The organism is Achromobacter marplatensis (assembly GCF_002209535.1).
Classification (GTDB): Bacteria; Pseudomonadota; Gammaproteobacteria; order Burkholderiales; family Burkholderiaceae_B; genus Achromobacter; species Achromobacter marplatensis.
In genome coordinates, this window is record NZ_NJIG01000008.1 from 38040 (window position 1) to 54234 (window position 16195).

Consider the following 16195-nt stretch of genomic DNA (forward strand, 5'->3'; position numbering starts at 1 on the left):
GCTATTGCGTCAAGGCGACGACGCTGTTGATTCCGTCCTGGGCCATCTTGGAATACGGGCACAGCCGTTCCGTGTTGCGCACCAGTTCCTCGGCGACGGCGCGGGCCACGCCAGGCAGATGGATGTTGATGTTCGCGGTCAGCGTATACAGCCCATCGACGGGATCGCGGCCGAACGAAACGGTGGCCGTCACGGAAGCATCCGGAATGGCCAGGCCCGCCCGCTCGGCCAGCATGCTCAGCGCGCCGTGAAAGCACGCCGCGTAGCCGGCGGCGAACAACTGCTCGGGATTGGTGCCCCCGCCCGTGCCGCCCATTTCGGGCGGCAAGCGCAGTTCCACCAGCAGCTCGCCGTCATCCGAAATGGCGATGCCGGAGGCGCGGCCGTGTGCGGCCTCTCCGCCGCGCACCGTCACACTGGTGGTGTACAGGGGATGGAAATCCGCGCCCCGGTACTTGTCCAGGAGACTTTGGGGAGGAGGCCGCAGTTTGCGCATAAGGTCCTCGTGGTTGCCGCTACTTTCGTACGCCCGAACGGCTGAACCAGGTGTCGAAGTCGATCTTGCCCAGCCACGGACCCGCTCCCGGCACCAGTGTTTCGTCGTTGAGCAGCGCACCGAAATAGCGTGCGCCTATGTCGGCCCGCACGGTGCGTTTATCGCCGATTCGATCCATGTAGCGCTGTGCCAGTTCAGCCAGGCGAACCCGGTCGGGACCGGCGATTTCGACGATGCCGTTCACCGGCGCCGCCAGGGTGGCATCGGCCATGGCCTGGGCTACATCGTCCGACGCGATCGGCTGGACGAAGGCGGGGGACAGCAGCACCTCGTCGCCCTGAGTGCCCGATTGCACGATGCCGCCCAGAAACTCGAAGAACTGCGTGCTGTGGACGATGGTGTAGAGGATGCCGCCTTTGACAATCAGCGCTTCCTGGGCGATCTTGCCGCGGAAGTATCCGCTTTCAGCCAGGCGGTGCGTACCGACGACCGACAGCGCGACGTGGTGGCGCACGCCAGCCCGGGCTTCGGCGGCCAGCAGGTTGCGGCCTGAAACCTGGAAGAACTCCAGCACCGCCTTGTCTTCGAACGAGGGCGAGTTGGCGACGTCCACCACGGTGTGCACGCCAGCGAGCGCTTCATCCAGGCCTTCGCCAGTGATCGTATTGACGCCGGTGGCCGGCGACGCGGCGATGGCCTCGTGGCCGCGCTCAGTGAGCAGCTTGACGAGTTTGGAGCCGATCAGGCCCGTCCCGCCGATTACCAGGATTTTCATGATGCGTCCTTAGTTGAATTGGGCTTTGTCCAGGCCATACGCCTTGTCGGCCGAGCCAGGCACGGTCTGGAATCCCACGTTCAGGCGATTCCACCCATTGATCGCCATGACGGCGAAGCTCAGGTCCGAGATTTCCTTTTCGGACAATTGGGTCCGGACGCGCTCATAGATGTCATCGGGCACACCATGCGCGCCCAGGGTGGTCAGCGCCTCGGTCCAGGCCAGGCAGGCGCGCTCGCGCGGCGAGAACTCGGTGGATTCGCGCCAGATCGCAACATGGTGCAGGCGCAGCTCGCGTTCACCGTGGATCTTGGCCTGCTTCACATGCATGTCCAGGCAGAAGCCGCAGCCGTTGATCTGCGAGGCGCGGATCTCGATCAGATCCAGGATGGACTGCTCGATCGTCCCGGACTTCAAGAGCATGCCGAATTCGACGAATTTCTTGAACAGTTCGGGCGATAGCGCGAAAGCGTTTAGACGTTGACTCATGGTGACTCCCTGGGTGGATTTGCGTGTCCCGGCCCTGTTGGGCGGGTGTGGCGTGTGTTTGAACAACGCCCAAATCGTAGGTCCGCAAGGAAATCGGCAGTAGGCCCGGCCAAGGGACCATGATGTTGCCTCAATAGCAACAATCATCCGGGGACGCACCGCCGCGTAGCCCGGGGAGGCTGCCGCCCACGCGCGACCGTTATCGCGCGTGGGCGGCAGGGCACTTCTTTTTACTGCGCGACAGTCACGAACACCGGGTTCGAATAGAACCACAGGTCGTTGTAGTTGCGCGCGTTGATGGCATTGAAGCGCGCCACGTTGTCGGCCAGGTCCACCTTGGCGTCGGGCAGCGGTTCGCCCGCGGCGGTTTCGCCGGCCACGTCCACGCCCAGGTTGGTGCCGCGCAAGCGCAGGTACTGGCTCTTGTCGGCCGTCACCGTGGTCTTGATGACGTTGTAGCCCTCGGCATCCACCGTCCAGTCGGCGCGCGTGAAGCGGGCCAGCACGCGGGTCGTCGGGTTGGTGTCGGCGTCGTAGCCCGGCGTGCCGGCGGCAGCGCGCGTACCGACCTCGCCCATAATCAGGTCCACGTGGTTGACGGTGGGTTTGACATAGGTGGGGTTGCCGCTTTCGATCGGGTATTCGTAGTGGTTGCTGTCCGGGCTGCGAAAGCGGATGGTGACTTCCACGCGCTCGCCCTTGGCCGCCTTCAACTCGCCGCCCATGTGCACGGCGCCGCCTGCGCCCTTGGCCTGGAAGTCCAGCGCGTCGATCAGGTCGCCGAATACGCCAAACATGCGGCCGCTCTTCAAGCCCGCAACCACCGAGGCCATGTCCTTGCCGTCCTTCCAGACGTGCGTCTTGGCGTACTCGCCGGGCGCATAGCCCGAACTGTAGAGGCCCGAAGCCGTGCGGAAGTGGAAGTCGGAATCCGCCACGGTCCAGATGCGGCGGCCTTCGCCCAGCAACGCGTCCCAAGTGCCGCCAAGGTGCGCCACCAGATAGTCCACGCCGCCATAGGTGCGGTTGGGCAGGAAGGCGTTGGTATAGGCCGTGGCGTAGCCGCCGCGGTCCGGTTCCATCTGGTTGCCCACCATGCCTTCGATGGCGAAGAAGACGTCCGGCGCCAGATCGTTCATCTCGCGCAGTTGCGCCACGGTGTACTTGCCGGCGTAACGCGACGGATGGTTCAGCAGCATGTAGCTGTCGGGGTGCTTGTCGCGCAGCCATTTCAGCGCGGCGAGCGAATCGGCGTGGGTGGTGAATGCACGCGCCTGGCCTGCCAGGCGCGACACCAGCAGCGGGTCGAAAAGGGCGGGGTCACGGTTGGTGAACAGGTATTCGAATTCGGCCACCGCCTGCAGCGACTTGGCCGACATCGGGTCGTTCACGCCGATGCCGATGTTCACGTGGTCATGCGTCGGCATGTCCCATTCGAACGACGAAAAGATGATCTTGCCGGCATAGCGACCGGCGGCTTGCGCCGTTTTGATGAACGGCACTTCGTACTGCGCCATGCCGGTGGAAAACGGCACCGGTCCACCAGCAAGCGCCGTACCGGTATGGTCGCGGCCCGACAGGCGCAAATGGTTCGAGATTGCGGCCCAGTCCAGCTTGTAGCGGTCGAAGGCCTGGTCCAGCGCGCTTTCCAGGTTGACTTGCGCGTCGTCCGATTGGTAGGTGTGCACGTGCAGGTCGCCTGCGGTCCAGGCGCCGGTCTCAACCGGCTTGGGATCGACCGGCGTGGGCTCCGTCACCACCGGCGGGGTGGGCGTGACGACTTCATCATCGTCGTCGTCGCTGCCGCCGCAGGCGCTCAACAGGGTGACGCAAACCAGCGACAACGGCATGACGGCCCGCCGCAAGCGGGATACTTCGAACTGCATGGACTCACTCCAACGTCTGGCGGCCTGCGAAGGCATGGCCGCGAAAGGGCGGAACTATGCCCGCGGCGGGTGACGAGGGAATGACAGCCAGATGGGCGGGGCAGCCGCGCCCGCCCAGGATTACGGCTTGGTGGGCTTGGCCTCGGCCACGGCCTGCCTGATGATGGCCTGCGCCGTCCAGCGCACGACGTCCGTGATTTCAGGCAATTCCAGGTGCCAGATGTCCTTCAACACCAGGAACACCTCGGACCCGTAGACCAGCGACAGCGCCTGCGCGACGCGGTCTTGCTGCGCCGGCGTCAAGTCGGCCGCCAGCGGGGCGATGGCGCGCTTCAGGATGTCGACCCGATGGCCGCGCACCAGGCGCGGTTCGTTGCCCGCCTTGCCGGCGCTGGCTTCGGCGTGCTGCTGCAGCGACACCATGATGGCGGCGCGCAAGGGCGCCTCGTGCGCTTCCAGCCGCGGAAAGGCGAAGCGCAGCAGTTCGTCCACGCGCGTGGCGGCGTCCGGCGCCGCGGAGTTCCAGGCCAGGATGGGGCCCAGGCTTTCGTCCACGACGGCGGCGATCAGCGCGCTTTGGCTGGGGAAGTAGCGGTACGCGGTCGCGCGCGAGACCCGGGCATGTTCGGCTAGCTCGGCGACGGACGGGGTGATGCCCTGGGCCATCAACTGCTGCGCCGCGTCCAGCAGCGTCTTGCGCATGCGGGCGCGGGGCCCATGCGGGGGTTCCCCGCTGGCTGCCGCCTGTGGGCTGGCGGGCGCGATCAGGCGTGCGGTGCCCGCCGCCGGGGCGGCTGGGGTGGCGAGGGAGGTTTGACGTGAGACAGGTGTCTCAGTATGATTCTTTCGTCTCATTTCTTGATTCTACAGGCCTTGCGGCCTCACATATCGAGGCGCGCACCGAGTGTAGCCGCCCGCGGAGGAGCCATGACGCATTCGAACCGGCGGGTCTTTGTCGCCGCCACCTACGACACCAAGGGCCACGAAGCCGAGTACGTGGTGGATCTGCTCAAGCGCGAAGGCCTGGACGTGGTGTCGGTGGACGTGTCCACCACCGGCGCCGCCAGCGCCGCCCAGGTGCAGGCGCAGGAAGTGGCCCGCAGCCATCCCGGCGGCGCGCAGGCCGTGTTCACCGGCGACCGCGGCACGGCAATTGCCGCCATGGCGCTGGCCTTTGAACGCTATGCGGCCGGCAACGACGCCATCGGCGCCTTGCTGGGCCTGGGCGGTTCCGGCGGCACCGCGTTGATCACGCCGGCCATGCGCGCGCTGCCCATCGGCACGCCCAAGCTGATGGTGTCGACGATGGCCTCGGGCAACGTCGCGCCTTACGTCGGCCCGTCCGATATCGCCATGATGTATTCGGTGACCGACGTGGCGGGGCTGAATCGCATTTCCCGTCGCGTGCTGGCCAATGCCGCCGGCGCGATCGCGGGCGCATTCCGCCAGGCGGGCGTCGCCATCGAAGACGATGGGCGGCCCGCCGTGGGCATCACGATGTTCGGCGTGACCACCGCCTGCGTGCAGCAGGTGACGCCGTTGCTGGAATCCCGCTACGACTGCCTGGTGTTCCACGCCACGGGCACGGGCGGGCAGTCGATGGAAAAGCTGCTGGACAGCCATTTGCTGGGCGGCGTGCTGGACCTGACCACCACCGAAGTCTGCGATTTCCTGTTCGGCGGCGTCCTGGCCTGCACCGAAGACCGTTTCGGCGCCGTGGCCCGCACCCGCGCGCCCTACGTCGGCTCTTGCGGCGCGCTGGACATGGTGAACTTCGGCGGGATGGATACCATTCCCGAACGCTATCAGGGCCGCAAGTTCTATCCGCACAATCCGCAGGTGACGCTGATGCGCACCACGGTCGAGGAAAACACCGCCCAAGGCGAATGGATCGCTGCCAAGCTGAACCAGTGCGATGGGCCGGTCCGCTTCCTGATCCCCGAAGGCGGCGTGTCCGCGCTGGACGCGCCGGGTCAGGCGTTCTGGGACCCTGAGGCTGACGCGGCCCTGTTCGCCGCGCTGGAGGCCAAGCTGGTGCAGACGCCGCAGCGCCGGCTAGTGCGCGTGCCCTGCCACATCAACGACCCGCTGTTCGCCAAGACGGCGGTCGACCATTTTCTTGAAATCGCTACCCATTAAGGATTGCCGTCATGCCCCGTTTCGACCGTAACGACCTGCTGGACAAGTTTCGCGCCATGGTGCGCGCACGCACGCCCATCGTGGGCGGCGGCGCGGGCACGGGCCTGTCGGCCAAGTGCGAAGAGGCGGGCGGCATCGACCTGATCGTGATCTATAACTCGGGCCGTTACCGCATGGCGGGCCGGGGCTCGCTGGCCGGGCTGCTGGCTTATGGCAACGCCAACGAGATCGTCGTCGACATGGGCCGCGAAGTGCTGCCCGTGGTGAAGAAAACCCCGGTGTTGGCCGGCGTGAACGGCACCGACCCCTTCTGCGACTTCGACGTGTTCCTGGACGACCTGAAGCGCCAGGGCTTTTCCGGCGTGCAGAACTTCCCCACCGTCGGCCTGATCGACGGCACCTTCCGCGCCAACCTGGAAGAGACGGGCATGGGTTATGCGCTGGAAGTGGACATGATCCGCCTGGCGCACAAGAAGGGCATGCTGACCACGCCCTACGTCTTCAATGAAGACGACGCGGTTGCGATGGCCAAGGCCGGCGCAGACATCATCGTCGCGCACATGGGCCTGACGACGGGCGGCTCCATCGGCGCCGAGACCTCGCAGACGCTGGACGGGTGCGTGGCCGCCATTGACCGCATTGCCGCCGCCGCGCTGGCGGTGAGTCCGGATATCATCGTGCTCTGCCATGGCGGCCCCATCGCCACGCCCGAGGACGCCGCGCACGTGCTGCGCGCCTGCAAGCATTGCCATGGTTTCTACGGCGCGAGTTCCATGGAGCGCCTGCCCACCGAACAAGCGCTGACCGCTGCCACGCGTGAGTTCAAAAACCTGACTTTCTAAGAGGGTCCCATGCCGCATACCGTCCACATCAGTGCCATCATCCATGCGCCGCTGGAAAAGGTCTGGCCGCTGTTCCGCGACTTCGACGGGCTGGCCGGCTGGCATCCCGGCGTGGCGCAAAGCCGGCTGGAAGCCGGTGGCCGCCAGGACGCGGTGGGCAGCGTGCGGCACCTGACGCTGGCGCCTTCGGGCTTTGTGCGCGAACAGCTGCTGATGCTGGACGATCCCGGCACCACGCTGCGCTATTCCATCATCGAGACCGACCTGCCGATGCGCGACTACGTGGCGGGCGTCTCCCTGCGCCCCATCACGGAAAGCGGCCACACCCTGGTCGAATGGTGGGCCGACTTCCGGGTGGAAGGGGCGCCGCTTGCCGACGTGGCGAAGGCCGTGGGGCAGGGCGTGTTCGCGACGGGCCTGGCGGCGCTGGACGTGAAACTGCGCGCCGGCTAGGCCACCGCTTTCTTCCCGGCCGGCACGCGCTTGCAGCCGGCCGGCAGCGGTGCATCGCGCAGATAGTCGTGGATGGCGCGGATCAGCGCCTGCGCGGCCGGGCTCAACGGATACTCCTTGTGCCGGATGATGCACACCGTGCGCACGACGGTCGGCCGCGCCAGCAGCGCGTAGGCCAGGCCGGGTTCCAGCACGCGTTGGGCGGCCAGCGCCGGCAGCACTGCCACGCCCAGCCCGGCCTTCACCAGGGCCGCCTGCGACGTCGTGCTGGAAGCTTCATAGAAGGGCGCGCCCGCCTCGATGGGCAAGTCCGCCCGGGCGCGCAAAAGCGCCATGATCCCTGTTTCGTCTACTACCCCCACCAGCTTGCGCTCGGCCAGGTCCGACCAGCGCATGGTGCCGTCGCGTCCCGGCCGCAGGCCGGCGTCGTCGGCACGGTAAAGCACCCCGAAACGGTCTTCCAGCACAGGGTCGAAGCGCAGCCCGGGCGCGTCGGCCCAGCGGCTGGTCAACCCGAAGTCCACCTCGCGCGTGGCAACCTTGCGCTGGATGCGACCGGAATTGTCGTCGCTCAGGTACAGGCGCACTGCAGGGTACTGTGCCGAGAAGCCGGCCGCGGCGGGCGCGATGATCTGCGTGATGGCCGATGGCGCGGCAGCAACACCGACGCGTCCGCGTTCCAGCGACCCATAGCGCACCACGTCTTCGATCACGCCGTCAAAATCCGCCAGCAGCCGCATCACGCGGGGAAGGAACTCTTCGCCGGCGGCGGTCAGCAGCACGCGCCGGCTGGTGCGCGCAAAGAGCTGGGTGGCGAGAGCCTCCTCCAGTTGACGCACCAGGCTGGTGACCGAGGATTGCGTCTGGAACAGGCGCTTGGCGGCATGGGTAAAACTGGATTCCTGCGCCACCGCAACAAAGGCGGTCAAGTGCTTCAGGGTGACATGCTTGGGCAGCCGATTCATTTCAAACCACGATAGATGGATCAATAAAAACAATTTTTCCAGATTGATCGCGCGAACGATACTAGGGCCTTCATCCAGGCAGGACAATCATGCGGCAGGAAACATTGGATCTGATCATTGAAGGCGGCTGGGTCATCGACGGCCTGGGCGCGCCCAGGCGGCGGGCCGACGTCGGCGTGGCGGGCGAACGCATTGCGGCGATCGGCGACCTGTCCGGTGTGGCCGCTGCCCGCCGGCTGGACGCCCGGGGCAAGATCGTGGCGCCGGGGTTCATCGACGTGCACGGCCACGACGACCTGATGTTCGTCGAAAAGCCGGGCCTGGAATGGAAGACCAGCCAAGGCATCACCTCGGTCGTGGTCGGCAATTGCGGCGTCAGCGGCGCGCCCGCGCCGCTGCCCGGCAACACCGCCGCGGCCCTGGCCCTGCTGGGCGAAACGCCGTTGTTTGCGAACATGCAGGCCTACTTCGATGAAGTGCGGTCTACCCAGCCGATGATCAATGTGGCCGCGCTGGTCGGCCACGCGAACCTGCGCCTGGCCGCCATGCGTGATCCGACTGCGGCGCCCAGCGTGGACGAACAGGCGGCCATGCAGCGCATGCTGGCCGAGGCGCTCGCCGCCGGCGCGGTGGGGTTCAGCACCGGTCTGGCGTACCAGCCGGGCGGCGTGGCCGAACCCGCCGAACTGGAGGGGCTGGCCCGCGTGGCCGCGGCGCATGGCGCGCTGCACACCAGCCATATCCGCAACGAAGGCGACGAGGTCGAGGCGGCCGTGGACGAAGTGCTGGCCGTCGGGCGCAATACGGGCTGCGCCACCGTGCTGTCGCACCACAAGTGCATGATGCCGCGCAACTGGGGCAAGAGCCGCGCCACGCTGGCCAACATCGACCGCGCCCGCGCCGAGGGCGTGGACGTGGCGCTGGACATCTATCCGTACCCGGGCAGCTCCACCATCCTGATTCCCGAACGCGCCGAAAGCATCGACGAAATCCGCATCACCTGGTCCACGCCGCATCCCGAATGCAGCGGCGAATCGCTTGCCGACATCGCCGCGCGCTGGGGCTGCGACAAGATGACTGCGGCCCAAAGGCTGTGCCCGGCAGGCGCCATCTACTTCGCGATGGACGAAGCCGAAGTGCGGCGCATCTTCCAGCACGAATGCTGCATGGTCGGTTCCGACGGCTTGCCCAATGATGCGCATCCGCATCCGCGCCTGTGGGGCAGCTTCACGCGCGTGCTGGGCCGCTATGTGCGCGAGGCCGAGCTGCTGACGCTGGAAGCCGCCATCGCCAAGATGACGGCGCTGCCGGCGCGCGTGTTCGGCCTGACCGGACGCGGCCAGCTCAGCGTGGGGGCGTGGGCGGATATCACGGTGTTCGATGCGGACACGGTGGTGGACCGCGCCACGTGGGAGTCGCCCACGCTGGCGTCCACCGGCGTCGAGCACGTGCTGGTCAACGGCCAGCCCGTGTTTCCGGCAGCCGACGGCATGGCGCGCCCCGGAAAGATATTGCGCCGGGAACCCGCCGCGCGCGACCAGCACCCCGAATAACAACAGCAACCATCCTTCAGGAGACAACCCCATCATGATGATGCGCAAAACTTGTACGGCCCTTCTGCTTGCCGCCGTGCTGCCCGCGGCCCACGCCGCCTTTCCCGACCATCCCATCACCCTGATCGTGCCGTTCCCGGCCGGCGGTCCCACCGATATCGTCGGCCGGGTGGCGGCGGCGAAGGCGGGCGAGATCCTGGGCCAGCAGATCGTGGTGGAAAACCGCACCGGCGCCTCGGGCACCATCGGCATGGTCGCCACGGCGCGCGCCAAGCCGGACGGCTACACCGTGGGCCTGGCCACCGTCAGCACGCACGGCACCGCGCCGCACCTGTTCCCCAATCTGGCGTACGACCCGGTGAAGGATTTCACGCCCATCAGCAACCTGGTCACCAGTCCCAACATCCTGAGCGTGAATCCGAAGTTCCCCGCGCAGACGCTGGCCGACTTCGTGTCGCACGTGCGCGCCAATCCGAACAAGGACGGCTATGCCAACGCCGGCGCGGGCGGCGTGAACGACCTGGGCATGATCTGGTTCCTGCAGATCATCGGCGGCAAGATGAACAGCATCTCTTACCGTGGCTCGGCGCCCGCGTTGACCGACACCGTGGGCGGCGTGGTGCCGGTGATCTTCGACAACTTCCCGTCCTCGTTGCCCTACCTGAAAAGCAAGCATCTGCATGCGCTGGCCATCACGGGCGCCGAGCGCAACCCGCGGCTGCCCGATGTGCCGACGTTCGCCGAGCAAGGCTACAAGGACTACGACGTCACCGCCTGGTACGGCGTCGTCGGGCCGGCAGGGATGCCCGCCGACGTGCGAGACAAGTTGGCGCAGGCCTTCGCCCAGGCCGTGCGCGATCCGGCCACGGCGGCAAAGATGGAAGAGACGGGCGCGTTCCCGCTGGGCAACACGCCGGCGGAATTTGCAGAACAGATCCGCAGCGAACGTGACCGCTGGAAGACGGTGATCGATCGCGCGCAGATCAAGCTGCAGTAAGCGCCGTCAGTAGACGTCGCGGCGGTAACGGCCGCCGTGCTGCAGGGCTTGCAGGCGCTCGTCGCCCAGGATGTCTTGCAGCGCGGCGTCCACGCCGCTTGCCATGCCTTGCAGGCTGCCGCAGACATAGATGGCGGCGCCCGCGTCCACCCAGGACCGCACCGCGTCGGCGTGTTCGCGCAGCAGGTGCTGCACGTACCGGCGCTGGGGCTGGTCGCGCGAATAGACGGCGTCCATGCGTTCCAGCGTGCCGTCCTGCCGCCAGGCGGCGATGTCCTCGTGGCAGAAGCGGTCATGCGCGGCGTTGCGTTCGCCGAAGACCAGCCAGTTGCGCCGGTGACCTGCGGCGCGGCGGGCCTTGATCAAGGCCCGCAGGCCTGCCAGCCCGGTGCCGTTGCCCACCAGGATCATCGGGCGTCCGTCGTCGGGCGCATGGAAATTGCGGTTGGCGCGCACGCGCAGTTCAATGCCGTCGCCTTCCTGGGCAATATGGGTCAGCCAGCCGCTGCCCAGCCCCAAGCCGCCGTCCGCGCTGCGCATCTGGCGCACCAGCAACTGGATGGCGCCATCTTCCGGCAGAGATGCGATGGAGTATTCGCGGTGCGCCTGTACCGGGCCGCCGCGTGCGTGCCGGGGGCCGATCTCGGCGATATCGCCGGCCATCCAGCATGGTGCGTCGCCGGCGGGCGGTGTCAGCGTCAGCAGATAACAAGGGCCGCCCTGGCTGTCGGGATTCATCAGGGTGCGGCCAGTCAGGCGCCAGGTGTCGTACACGGGCGCTTGCCAGTCGGGCAGGTCGCTGCGGCCGGCCAGCAGGCCCAGGTGATGCTGCCAATGGCGCAGCGCCGCCGGGTCGCCGTTGTCCACTTCCACTAAATCGAACAGCGGCGTCGCGCCTTGGGCATGCAGCCAGTCGTCAAGCCGGTGGCCGAAACCGCAGAACTGGGCGTATTCGCTGTCGCCCAGCGCCAGCACGGCGTATTGCATGCCGGTCAGCCCCGGGGCCGCGCCGACGGCCGTTGGCAAGGCCTGCATCTGGCCGGCGAAGGCCGCAGCGGCGTCGGGCGGGTCGCCTTCGCCGTAGGTGCTGGCTACGAACAGGACGCGCCGATAGGTGGTCAGACGCGCCAGGTCCAGCTGGTCAAGCGCCGCCACGCGAACCGTCAGGCCGCCGGCGCGCAGGGAGTCGGCCGTCTGCGCGGCCAGCGTCTCGGCGTAGCCGGTCTGGGTTGCGTAGGCGACCAGCAATGTGTCTTCGGGCGTGGGCGCGTTCAGGGCTTGCAGGGCCTCTGCGTGCAGGGCTTCCAGCCGCCGGGCGCGCCGCCATGCCCATACGCAGAGCAGCAGCCAAAGCCCCACCACGCATGCCGCAGCAATCAACCGGGTCAGGCTCATGGGGTCAGCGAGGCAGCGCCAGCGCCTGGAACGCCGGGGTGGCGACGACGCGATAGGCGTCGGCGTCGCGCAGGATGAAGAGGGCTGCCAGATCATGGCGGCGGGCATAAGCCAGGCCGTCCGTTTCGCCCAGCACCGTCAGCACGGTGGCCAGCGCGTCGGCCTGCATGCAGACCGGGTGTAGCACGGAAACCGAGGCCACGTTGTTGCGCACGGGCTGGCCGGTGCGCGGGTCGATGGTGTGGGCGTAGCGGGCCTCGCCGCTGCCGGCATGGCGCCGGTAGTCGCCCGAAGTCGCGATGCTGCGATCTTCCAGCGGCAATGCCAGGGCATGGTCATCGCTGGCGTCGGGCACTTCGACGGCAACGCGCCAAGGCTGACCGTCGGGCCGTTTGCCGCGTGCCCGCAATTCACCGCCGACTTCCACCAGGTATTGCGTGATCCCCAGCGCGTCCAGCGCCATCGCGGCGCGGTCCACGCCGTAGCCTTTGGCGATGGACGACAGGTCCAGATAGGCGCCGCCGGGTTGGAAGGCGGCTTGCCGCGCGGCATCCAGCGCCACGCGCTGCCATCCGCAACGCAGGCGTGCGGCATCGATGGCGGCGGGCGAGGGCGGTTCAAAGGCGCGTTGATGCGGCCCGAAGCCCCAGGCGTTGACCAGAGGGCCGACCGTCGGGTCATAGGCTCCCGCGCTGTCTTGCGCCAGCGCCATCGCATGGCGCAGCACATGAAAGAACGCGTCGGGCAATTCCCGCCAGCCAGCGCCGGCCTGATTGAACAGGCTGATGTCGGAGCCGGCTTCCCACGTGCTCATCTGGGCCACGACCTCATCCAAGGCGGCCTGGATCGCCATCCGCGCCGCCTGATCGCTGCAACCGGCGGGCAGCGCCATGCGCGCCGACCAGGTCGTGCCCATGGTCGCGCCAGCCAGCGCAGCCGGCGTCGCAAGCGCGGCCGGCATGGCGCCATAGGCGACGCGCACGGCGGGCGCCGCCGCGCCGCGCGGCGCATAGGAAGGAGAGGTCGCCACGCGCCTGCTGCCGCTTAGGGCTGCAGCACTTCGACGGTGCCGGCGTAGGACAGGCGGCGCTTCTTGGCTTGCGGCACGGTGACCTTGGCGTCTTCCATGCCGGCTTCAATCCAGTACAAGCCCGGCTGCGCCCACTTCACCGAGAACTTGCCATCCTTGTCCGTTTTCAGCTTAATTTCGCCGACCTTGTCGCGATAGCGGCTGCCGCCGGGCACCACGTTCACTTCCAGTTCCGCGGCGGGCTTGCCATCCAGCAGCATCTGGAAGGTGGCTTCCTCGCCCGTGAACAGGTCATTGGGATGCGTGACGGGCGCCAGTTCCAGGCCGCGGCCCACCGGCTTGACGGCGGTGGGCTTGCCCGCCGTGACGAAGGTTTCGACGCGGCCCAGGCTTTGCGACACTTCCAGTTCCTGCGCGTTGGCGGGCACGGCCTGGGCCATGCCTTCCACCTTGCCGAAGTAGCGCTTGTTCTTGCCGTCTTCCTTCCAGCGCGCGAATACGCCGTCGTTGACGACCGCCACGCGATAGGTGCCGCTTTGCTTGAGCTGCAGGTCGAAGGTGCTGCGCAGCTTGCCGCGGTTCAGGTTCTCGGCTTCGGCGGCATTGCCGTCCGGTGCGATGACGGTCAGGCCGTCCAGGCGCAGCGGCGCGTGGTTGAAATAGAACTTGTCGTTGCCCACGGCCGCGTCGACCGTGATCCAGCTGTCGGTGCCCGACAGCACGGTGGAGGACGGCACGATCCAGACGTCATGCGCCTGCGAGGCGAAGGGCAGGCACAGCGCCAGGGCGGCGGCCAGTTTGGCGGCGGATTTCATGATTGCGCTCCTTGAAGGCGGTTCAATGGGATCAGGGTTTGAGGTCGAGCGCGATGGCGCCCAATTCGTGTTCGCCGCGGGCGGTCAATTGCTCGGCCTTTTGCGGCGGCCATTGGAAGGGGATGCGCAGCAGTTCGCGGCCACCCACCTCGCGGGCAGCTTCCACCACCACGGCGTACTGGCCGGGCTTGAGGCCCGACAAGGGCTTGCTGGCGGCGTCAAAGCTCAGGGCATGCTTGCCGACAGGCTTGGTCGCGCCGCTCACGCCGTCCACCGGGAACTGCTGGTTGCGGCCGCTGCGGCGCCACCACTGGCGCATGTCCTTCAGCCACTCGGTGCCTTCGTTGTTCTTCTTGGCCACGTCGTACCAGACGGCCAGGTCGGCCGCCACGCTCTGGTCGGGGTTTTCGATCCAGATCGCCACGTAGGGGCGGTGGTACTCGGCCACGTCCAGGCGCGGCACCTCGATGTTCAGGCCGATATCGGCCGCTTGGGCCGTTCGGGCGATCAGGCCGGCCAAGAGGGCCGACAAGAGCAGTTTGCGCATGGAGTTCTCCAGGGGCGGATCGATGGAATCAGTGGATGAAGAGCAGGGCCAGGACCACGGGGATCACCACGCCCAGGCCCACCATGGGCCAGGTCGCGCTGCGGTTGCCGGCGTGCATCTTCAGGAGCACCAGCCCGGTCAGCGAAAAGACCAGACAGGCGACGGCGAAAATATCCAGGAACCAGCCCCAGGCCAGGCCCGTATTGCGGCCCTTGTGCAAGTCGTTCAGGTAGGAAATCCAGCCGCGGTCCGTGCGCTCGTATTCGACGTCGCCGCTGGCCAGGTCGATGGACAGCCAGGCATCGCCGCCGGCGCGCGGCAGCGACAAGTACACCTCGTCGGCAGACCATTCGGCCGTCTTGCCGGTGGTGGCGGAGTCCAGCGCTTCATCCAGCCACTGCGCCACGGGGGCGGGCAAGGGGGCCTTCTTCTGCCCGGAGGGCGCCGACAATTGCTTCAGCACGGCCTCGGGCAGTTGCGCCTGCCGGCTGGTCACGACGGCCTTCGATTCGATGTGCGAGGCGTTGTTCAGCGTCAGGCCGGTGACGGCAAACAGCAGCATCCCCAGCAGGCAAAGCGCCGAGCTGATCCAGTGCCATTGATGCAGCGTTTTGAGCCAATAGGCCCTGCGCCGGGGGGTGGGTTGACTGTCCATGCGGGATTCGGATTGAAGGCGCGGATTCTAACATTTAATGAGAATTACTCTTATAAAACACGGTGCTAAGCGCAGATGGAAATTTCAATCCGTTTCTAAGCGCCGCACCGCCGCTGAAGGCCTGTGGCGTGGCGGCTGTCGCGCTGCGGGGATAAGATAGGCCACCCGTTACCAACACCGGAGGGCGTCATGCTGGAACCGCAATTGGTGGATCATATCGGTCGTCATTGGGGGTGGGTCGCCTTGCGCGGCGTCATCGCCATCCTGTTCGGATTGATGGCGCTGTTCATGCCGGCCATCACCTTGTCGGCATTGGTGCTGGTTTGGGGCGCGTTTGCGCTGGTCGACGGCGTGCTTGCGCTGATCGCCGGCGTACGCATCCGCGACAACGGCAAACCGCTGTGGGCGTTGATCATCGTCGGCCTGCTGGGCGTGGCGGCGGGCATCGTGACCTTCCTGTGGCCCGGGCTGACCGCGTTGGTGCTGCTGTACATCATCGCCTTCTGGGCGCTGGCGGCCGGCGTATTCCAGGTCATCGCGGCCGTCCGCTTCCGCAAGGAAATCCGCAACGAATGGCTGCTGGGATTGTCGGGCGTCGTGTCCATTCTGTTTGGCGCCATGCTCATCGTGCAGCCCGGTGCGGGCGCGCTGGCGCTGGTGTGGGTCATCGGCATCTACGCCGTGTTTTTTGGCATACTGCTGCTGATTTTCTCGCTGCGGCTCAAGCAGCACCGGGCCCCCTGACCTCCATGACCGCCTACCAGACCCTGATCCCCCTGAACTTCCTGGCCGTGGGCCTGGGCGCCATCCTGGGCGCCTGGACCCGTTGGCTGGTCAGCCTGTGGCTGAACGTCGAATCCTGGCCTTGGGGCACGTTCGTCGTGAACCTGGCGGGGGGGTATCTGGTGGGGCTGGTGCTGGCGCTGGTGGCGGGGCATCCCGAATGGCCGGCATGGGTGCGCCTGGGCGCCATCACCGGCTTCATGGGCGGCCTGACCACCTTTTCCACGTTCTCGGCCGAAACCGTGGCCATGCTGGAGCGCGGCGCCTACGGCAGCGCGCTGGGCTATGCCGGGCTCAGCCTGGCGGGATCCTTGGTGTTGACGGCCGCGGGCATCGCCACGGCGCATCTGCTGCGCTAGGAAGGCTTGCCGGCCC

18 protein-coding genes are annotated in these 16195 nt (G+C 67.1%); 7 read left to right on the forward strand and 11 right to left on the reverse strand.

Translation table 11 applies throughout. The features are described from left to right. Position 1: 1 nt before the first annotated feature. From CEY09_RS19675 to CEY09_RS19695, 5 genes are all read right to left on the reverse strand, one after another. Positions 2-496, reverse strand: a complete 495-nt coding sequence (locus CEY09_RS19675; RefSeq protein WP_006225395.1) for an Ohr family peroxiredoxin — start codon at positions 494-496, stop codon at positions 2-4. A gap of 19 nt (positions 497-515) precedes the next feature. Then, positions 516-1271, reverse strand: a complete 756-nt coding sequence (locus tag CEY09_RS19680) for an SDR family oxidoreductase (RefSeq protein ID WP_088589962.1) — start codon at positions 1269-1271, stop codon at positions 516-518. Positions 1272-1280: 9 nt separating this feature from the next. Continuing rightward, on the reverse strand, positions 1281-1760 hold the full coding sequence (locus tag CEY09_RS19685; protein WP_006225397.1) for a carboxymuconolactone decarboxylase family protein: 480 nt from the start codon (positions 1758-1760) through the stop codon (positions 1281-1283). A gap of 230 nt (positions 1761-1990) precedes the next feature. Beyond that, positions 1991-3646, reverse strand: coding sequence for a CehA/McbA family metallohydrolase domain-containing protein (locus tag CEY09_RS19690; RefSeq protein ID WP_088589963.1), 1656 nt, complete (start codon positions 3644-3646; stop codon positions 1991-1993). A 120-nt stretch (positions 3647-3766) separates the two neighbouring features. Then, on the reverse strand, positions 3767-4414 hold the full coding sequence (locus CEY09_RS19695) for a TetR/AcrR family transcriptional regulator (protein ID WP_088590119.1): 648 nt from the start codon (positions 4412-4414) through the stop codon (positions 3767-3769). Positions 4415-4573: 159 nt separating this feature from the next. Here CEY09_RS19695 and CEY09_RS19700 point away from each other — a divergent pair, with 159 nt between their 5' ends. Genes CEY09_RS19700 through CEY09_RS19710 form a run of 3 tightly spaced genes read left to right on the forward strand, consistent with a single transcriptional unit; the run spans position 4574 to position 7080 of the window. Beyond that, positions 4574-5785, forward strand: a complete 1212-nt coding sequence (locus tag CEY09_RS19700; RefSeq protein ID WP_088589964.1) for a Tm-1-like ATP-binding domain-containing protein — start codon at positions 4574-4576, stop codon at positions 5783-5785. Between the two features lie 11 nt (positions 5786-5796). Then, complete coding sequence (locus CEY09_RS19705; RefSeq protein WP_088589965.1) at positions 5797-6627, forward strand: phosphoenolpyruvate hydrolase family protein; 831 nt, start codon at positions 5797-5799, stop codon at positions 6625-6627. A gap of 9 nt (positions 6628-6636) precedes the next feature. Continuing rightward, the gene (locus CEY09_RS19710) at positions 6637-7080 is read left to right on the forward strand and encodes an SRPBCC family protein (RefSeq protein WP_088589966.1); all 444 of its coding nucleotides are present in this window, start codon (positions 6637-6639) and stop codon (positions 7078-7080) included. Here CEY09_RS19710 and CEY09_RS19715 read toward each other — a convergent pair. Beyond that, on the reverse strand, positions 7077-8045 hold the full coding sequence (locus CEY09_RS19715) for a LysR family transcriptional regulator (protein WP_088590120.1): 969 nt from the start codon (positions 8043-8045) through the stop codon (positions 7077-7079). The two genes, CEY09_RS19710 and CEY09_RS19715, sit on opposite strands and share 4 nt — an antisense overlap. Before the next feature lie 89 nt (positions 8046-8134). Between CEY09_RS19715 and CEY09_RS19720 the strand changes: the two genes are divergently transcribed. Then, positions 8135-9598, forward strand: coding sequence for an N-acyl-D-amino-acid deacylase family protein (locus tag CEY09_RS19720; RefSeq protein ID WP_208625071.1), 1464 nt, complete (start codon positions 8135-8137; stop codon positions 9596-9598). 37 nt (positions 9599-9635) lie between these two features. Beyond that, the gene (locus CEY09_RS19725; RefSeq protein WP_035213413.1) at positions 9636-10595 is read left to right on the forward strand and encodes a tripartite tricarboxylate transporter substrate binding protein BugE; all 960 of its coding nucleotides are present in this window, start codon (positions 9636-9638) and stop codon (positions 10593-10595) included. Positions 10596-10601: 6 nt separating this feature from the next. Here CEY09_RS19725 and CEY09_RS19730 read toward each other — a convergent pair whose 3' ends face one another. Genes CEY09_RS19730 through CEY09_RS19750 form a run of 5 tightly spaced genes read right to left on the reverse strand, consistent with a single transcriptional unit; the run spans position 10602 to position 15037 of the window. Then, entirely contained in the window at positions 10602-11990 is a 1389-nt protein-coding gene (locus tag CEY09_RS19730) for a sulfite reductase subunit alpha (protein ID WP_088589968.1), read from the reverse strand. Between the two features lie 4 nt (positions 11991-11994). Continuing rightward, entirely contained in the window at positions 11995-13020 is a 1026-nt protein-coding gene (locus CEY09_RS19735) for an FAD:protein FMN transferase (RefSeq protein WP_088589969.1), read from the reverse strand. A 14-nt stretch (positions 13021-13034) separates the two neighbouring features. After that, a complete protein-coding gene (locus tag CEY09_RS19740; RefSeq protein WP_088589970.1) occupies positions 13035-13835 on the reverse strand; it encodes a DUF4198 domain-containing protein in 801 nt (266 codons plus the stop codon). Between the two features lie 31 nt (positions 13836-13866). After that, complete coding sequence (locus CEY09_RS19745) at positions 13867-14382, reverse strand: DUF2271 domain-containing protein (RefSeq protein WP_006225409.1); 516 nt, start codon at positions 14380-14382, stop codon at positions 13867-13869. A 28-nt stretch (positions 14383-14410) separates the two neighbouring features. Further along, the gene (locus CEY09_RS19750) at positions 14411-15037 is read right to left on the reverse strand and encodes a PepSY-associated TM helix domain-containing protein (protein ID WP_088589971.1); all 627 of its coding nucleotides are present in this window, start codon (positions 15035-15037) and stop codon (positions 14411-14413) included. A 189-nt stretch (positions 15038-15226) separates the two neighbouring features. On the opposite strand from CEY09_RS19750, the gene CEY09_RS19755 reads away from it, so the two are divergent. Next, the gene (locus CEY09_RS19755) at positions 15227-15781 is read left to right on the forward strand and encodes an HdeD family acid-resistance protein (RefSeq protein WP_088589972.1); all 555 of its coding nucleotides are present in this window, start codon (positions 15227-15229) and stop codon (positions 15779-15781) included. Between the two features lie 5 nt (positions 15782-15786). Continuing rightward, positions 15787-16179: a fluoride efflux transporter CrcB gene (locus CEY09_RS19760; RefSeq protein ID WP_006225412.1), complete on the forward strand. Its 393-nt coding sequence runs from the start codon at positions 15787-15789 to the stop codon at positions 16177-16179. Positions 16180-16195: the final 16 nt, after the last annotated feature.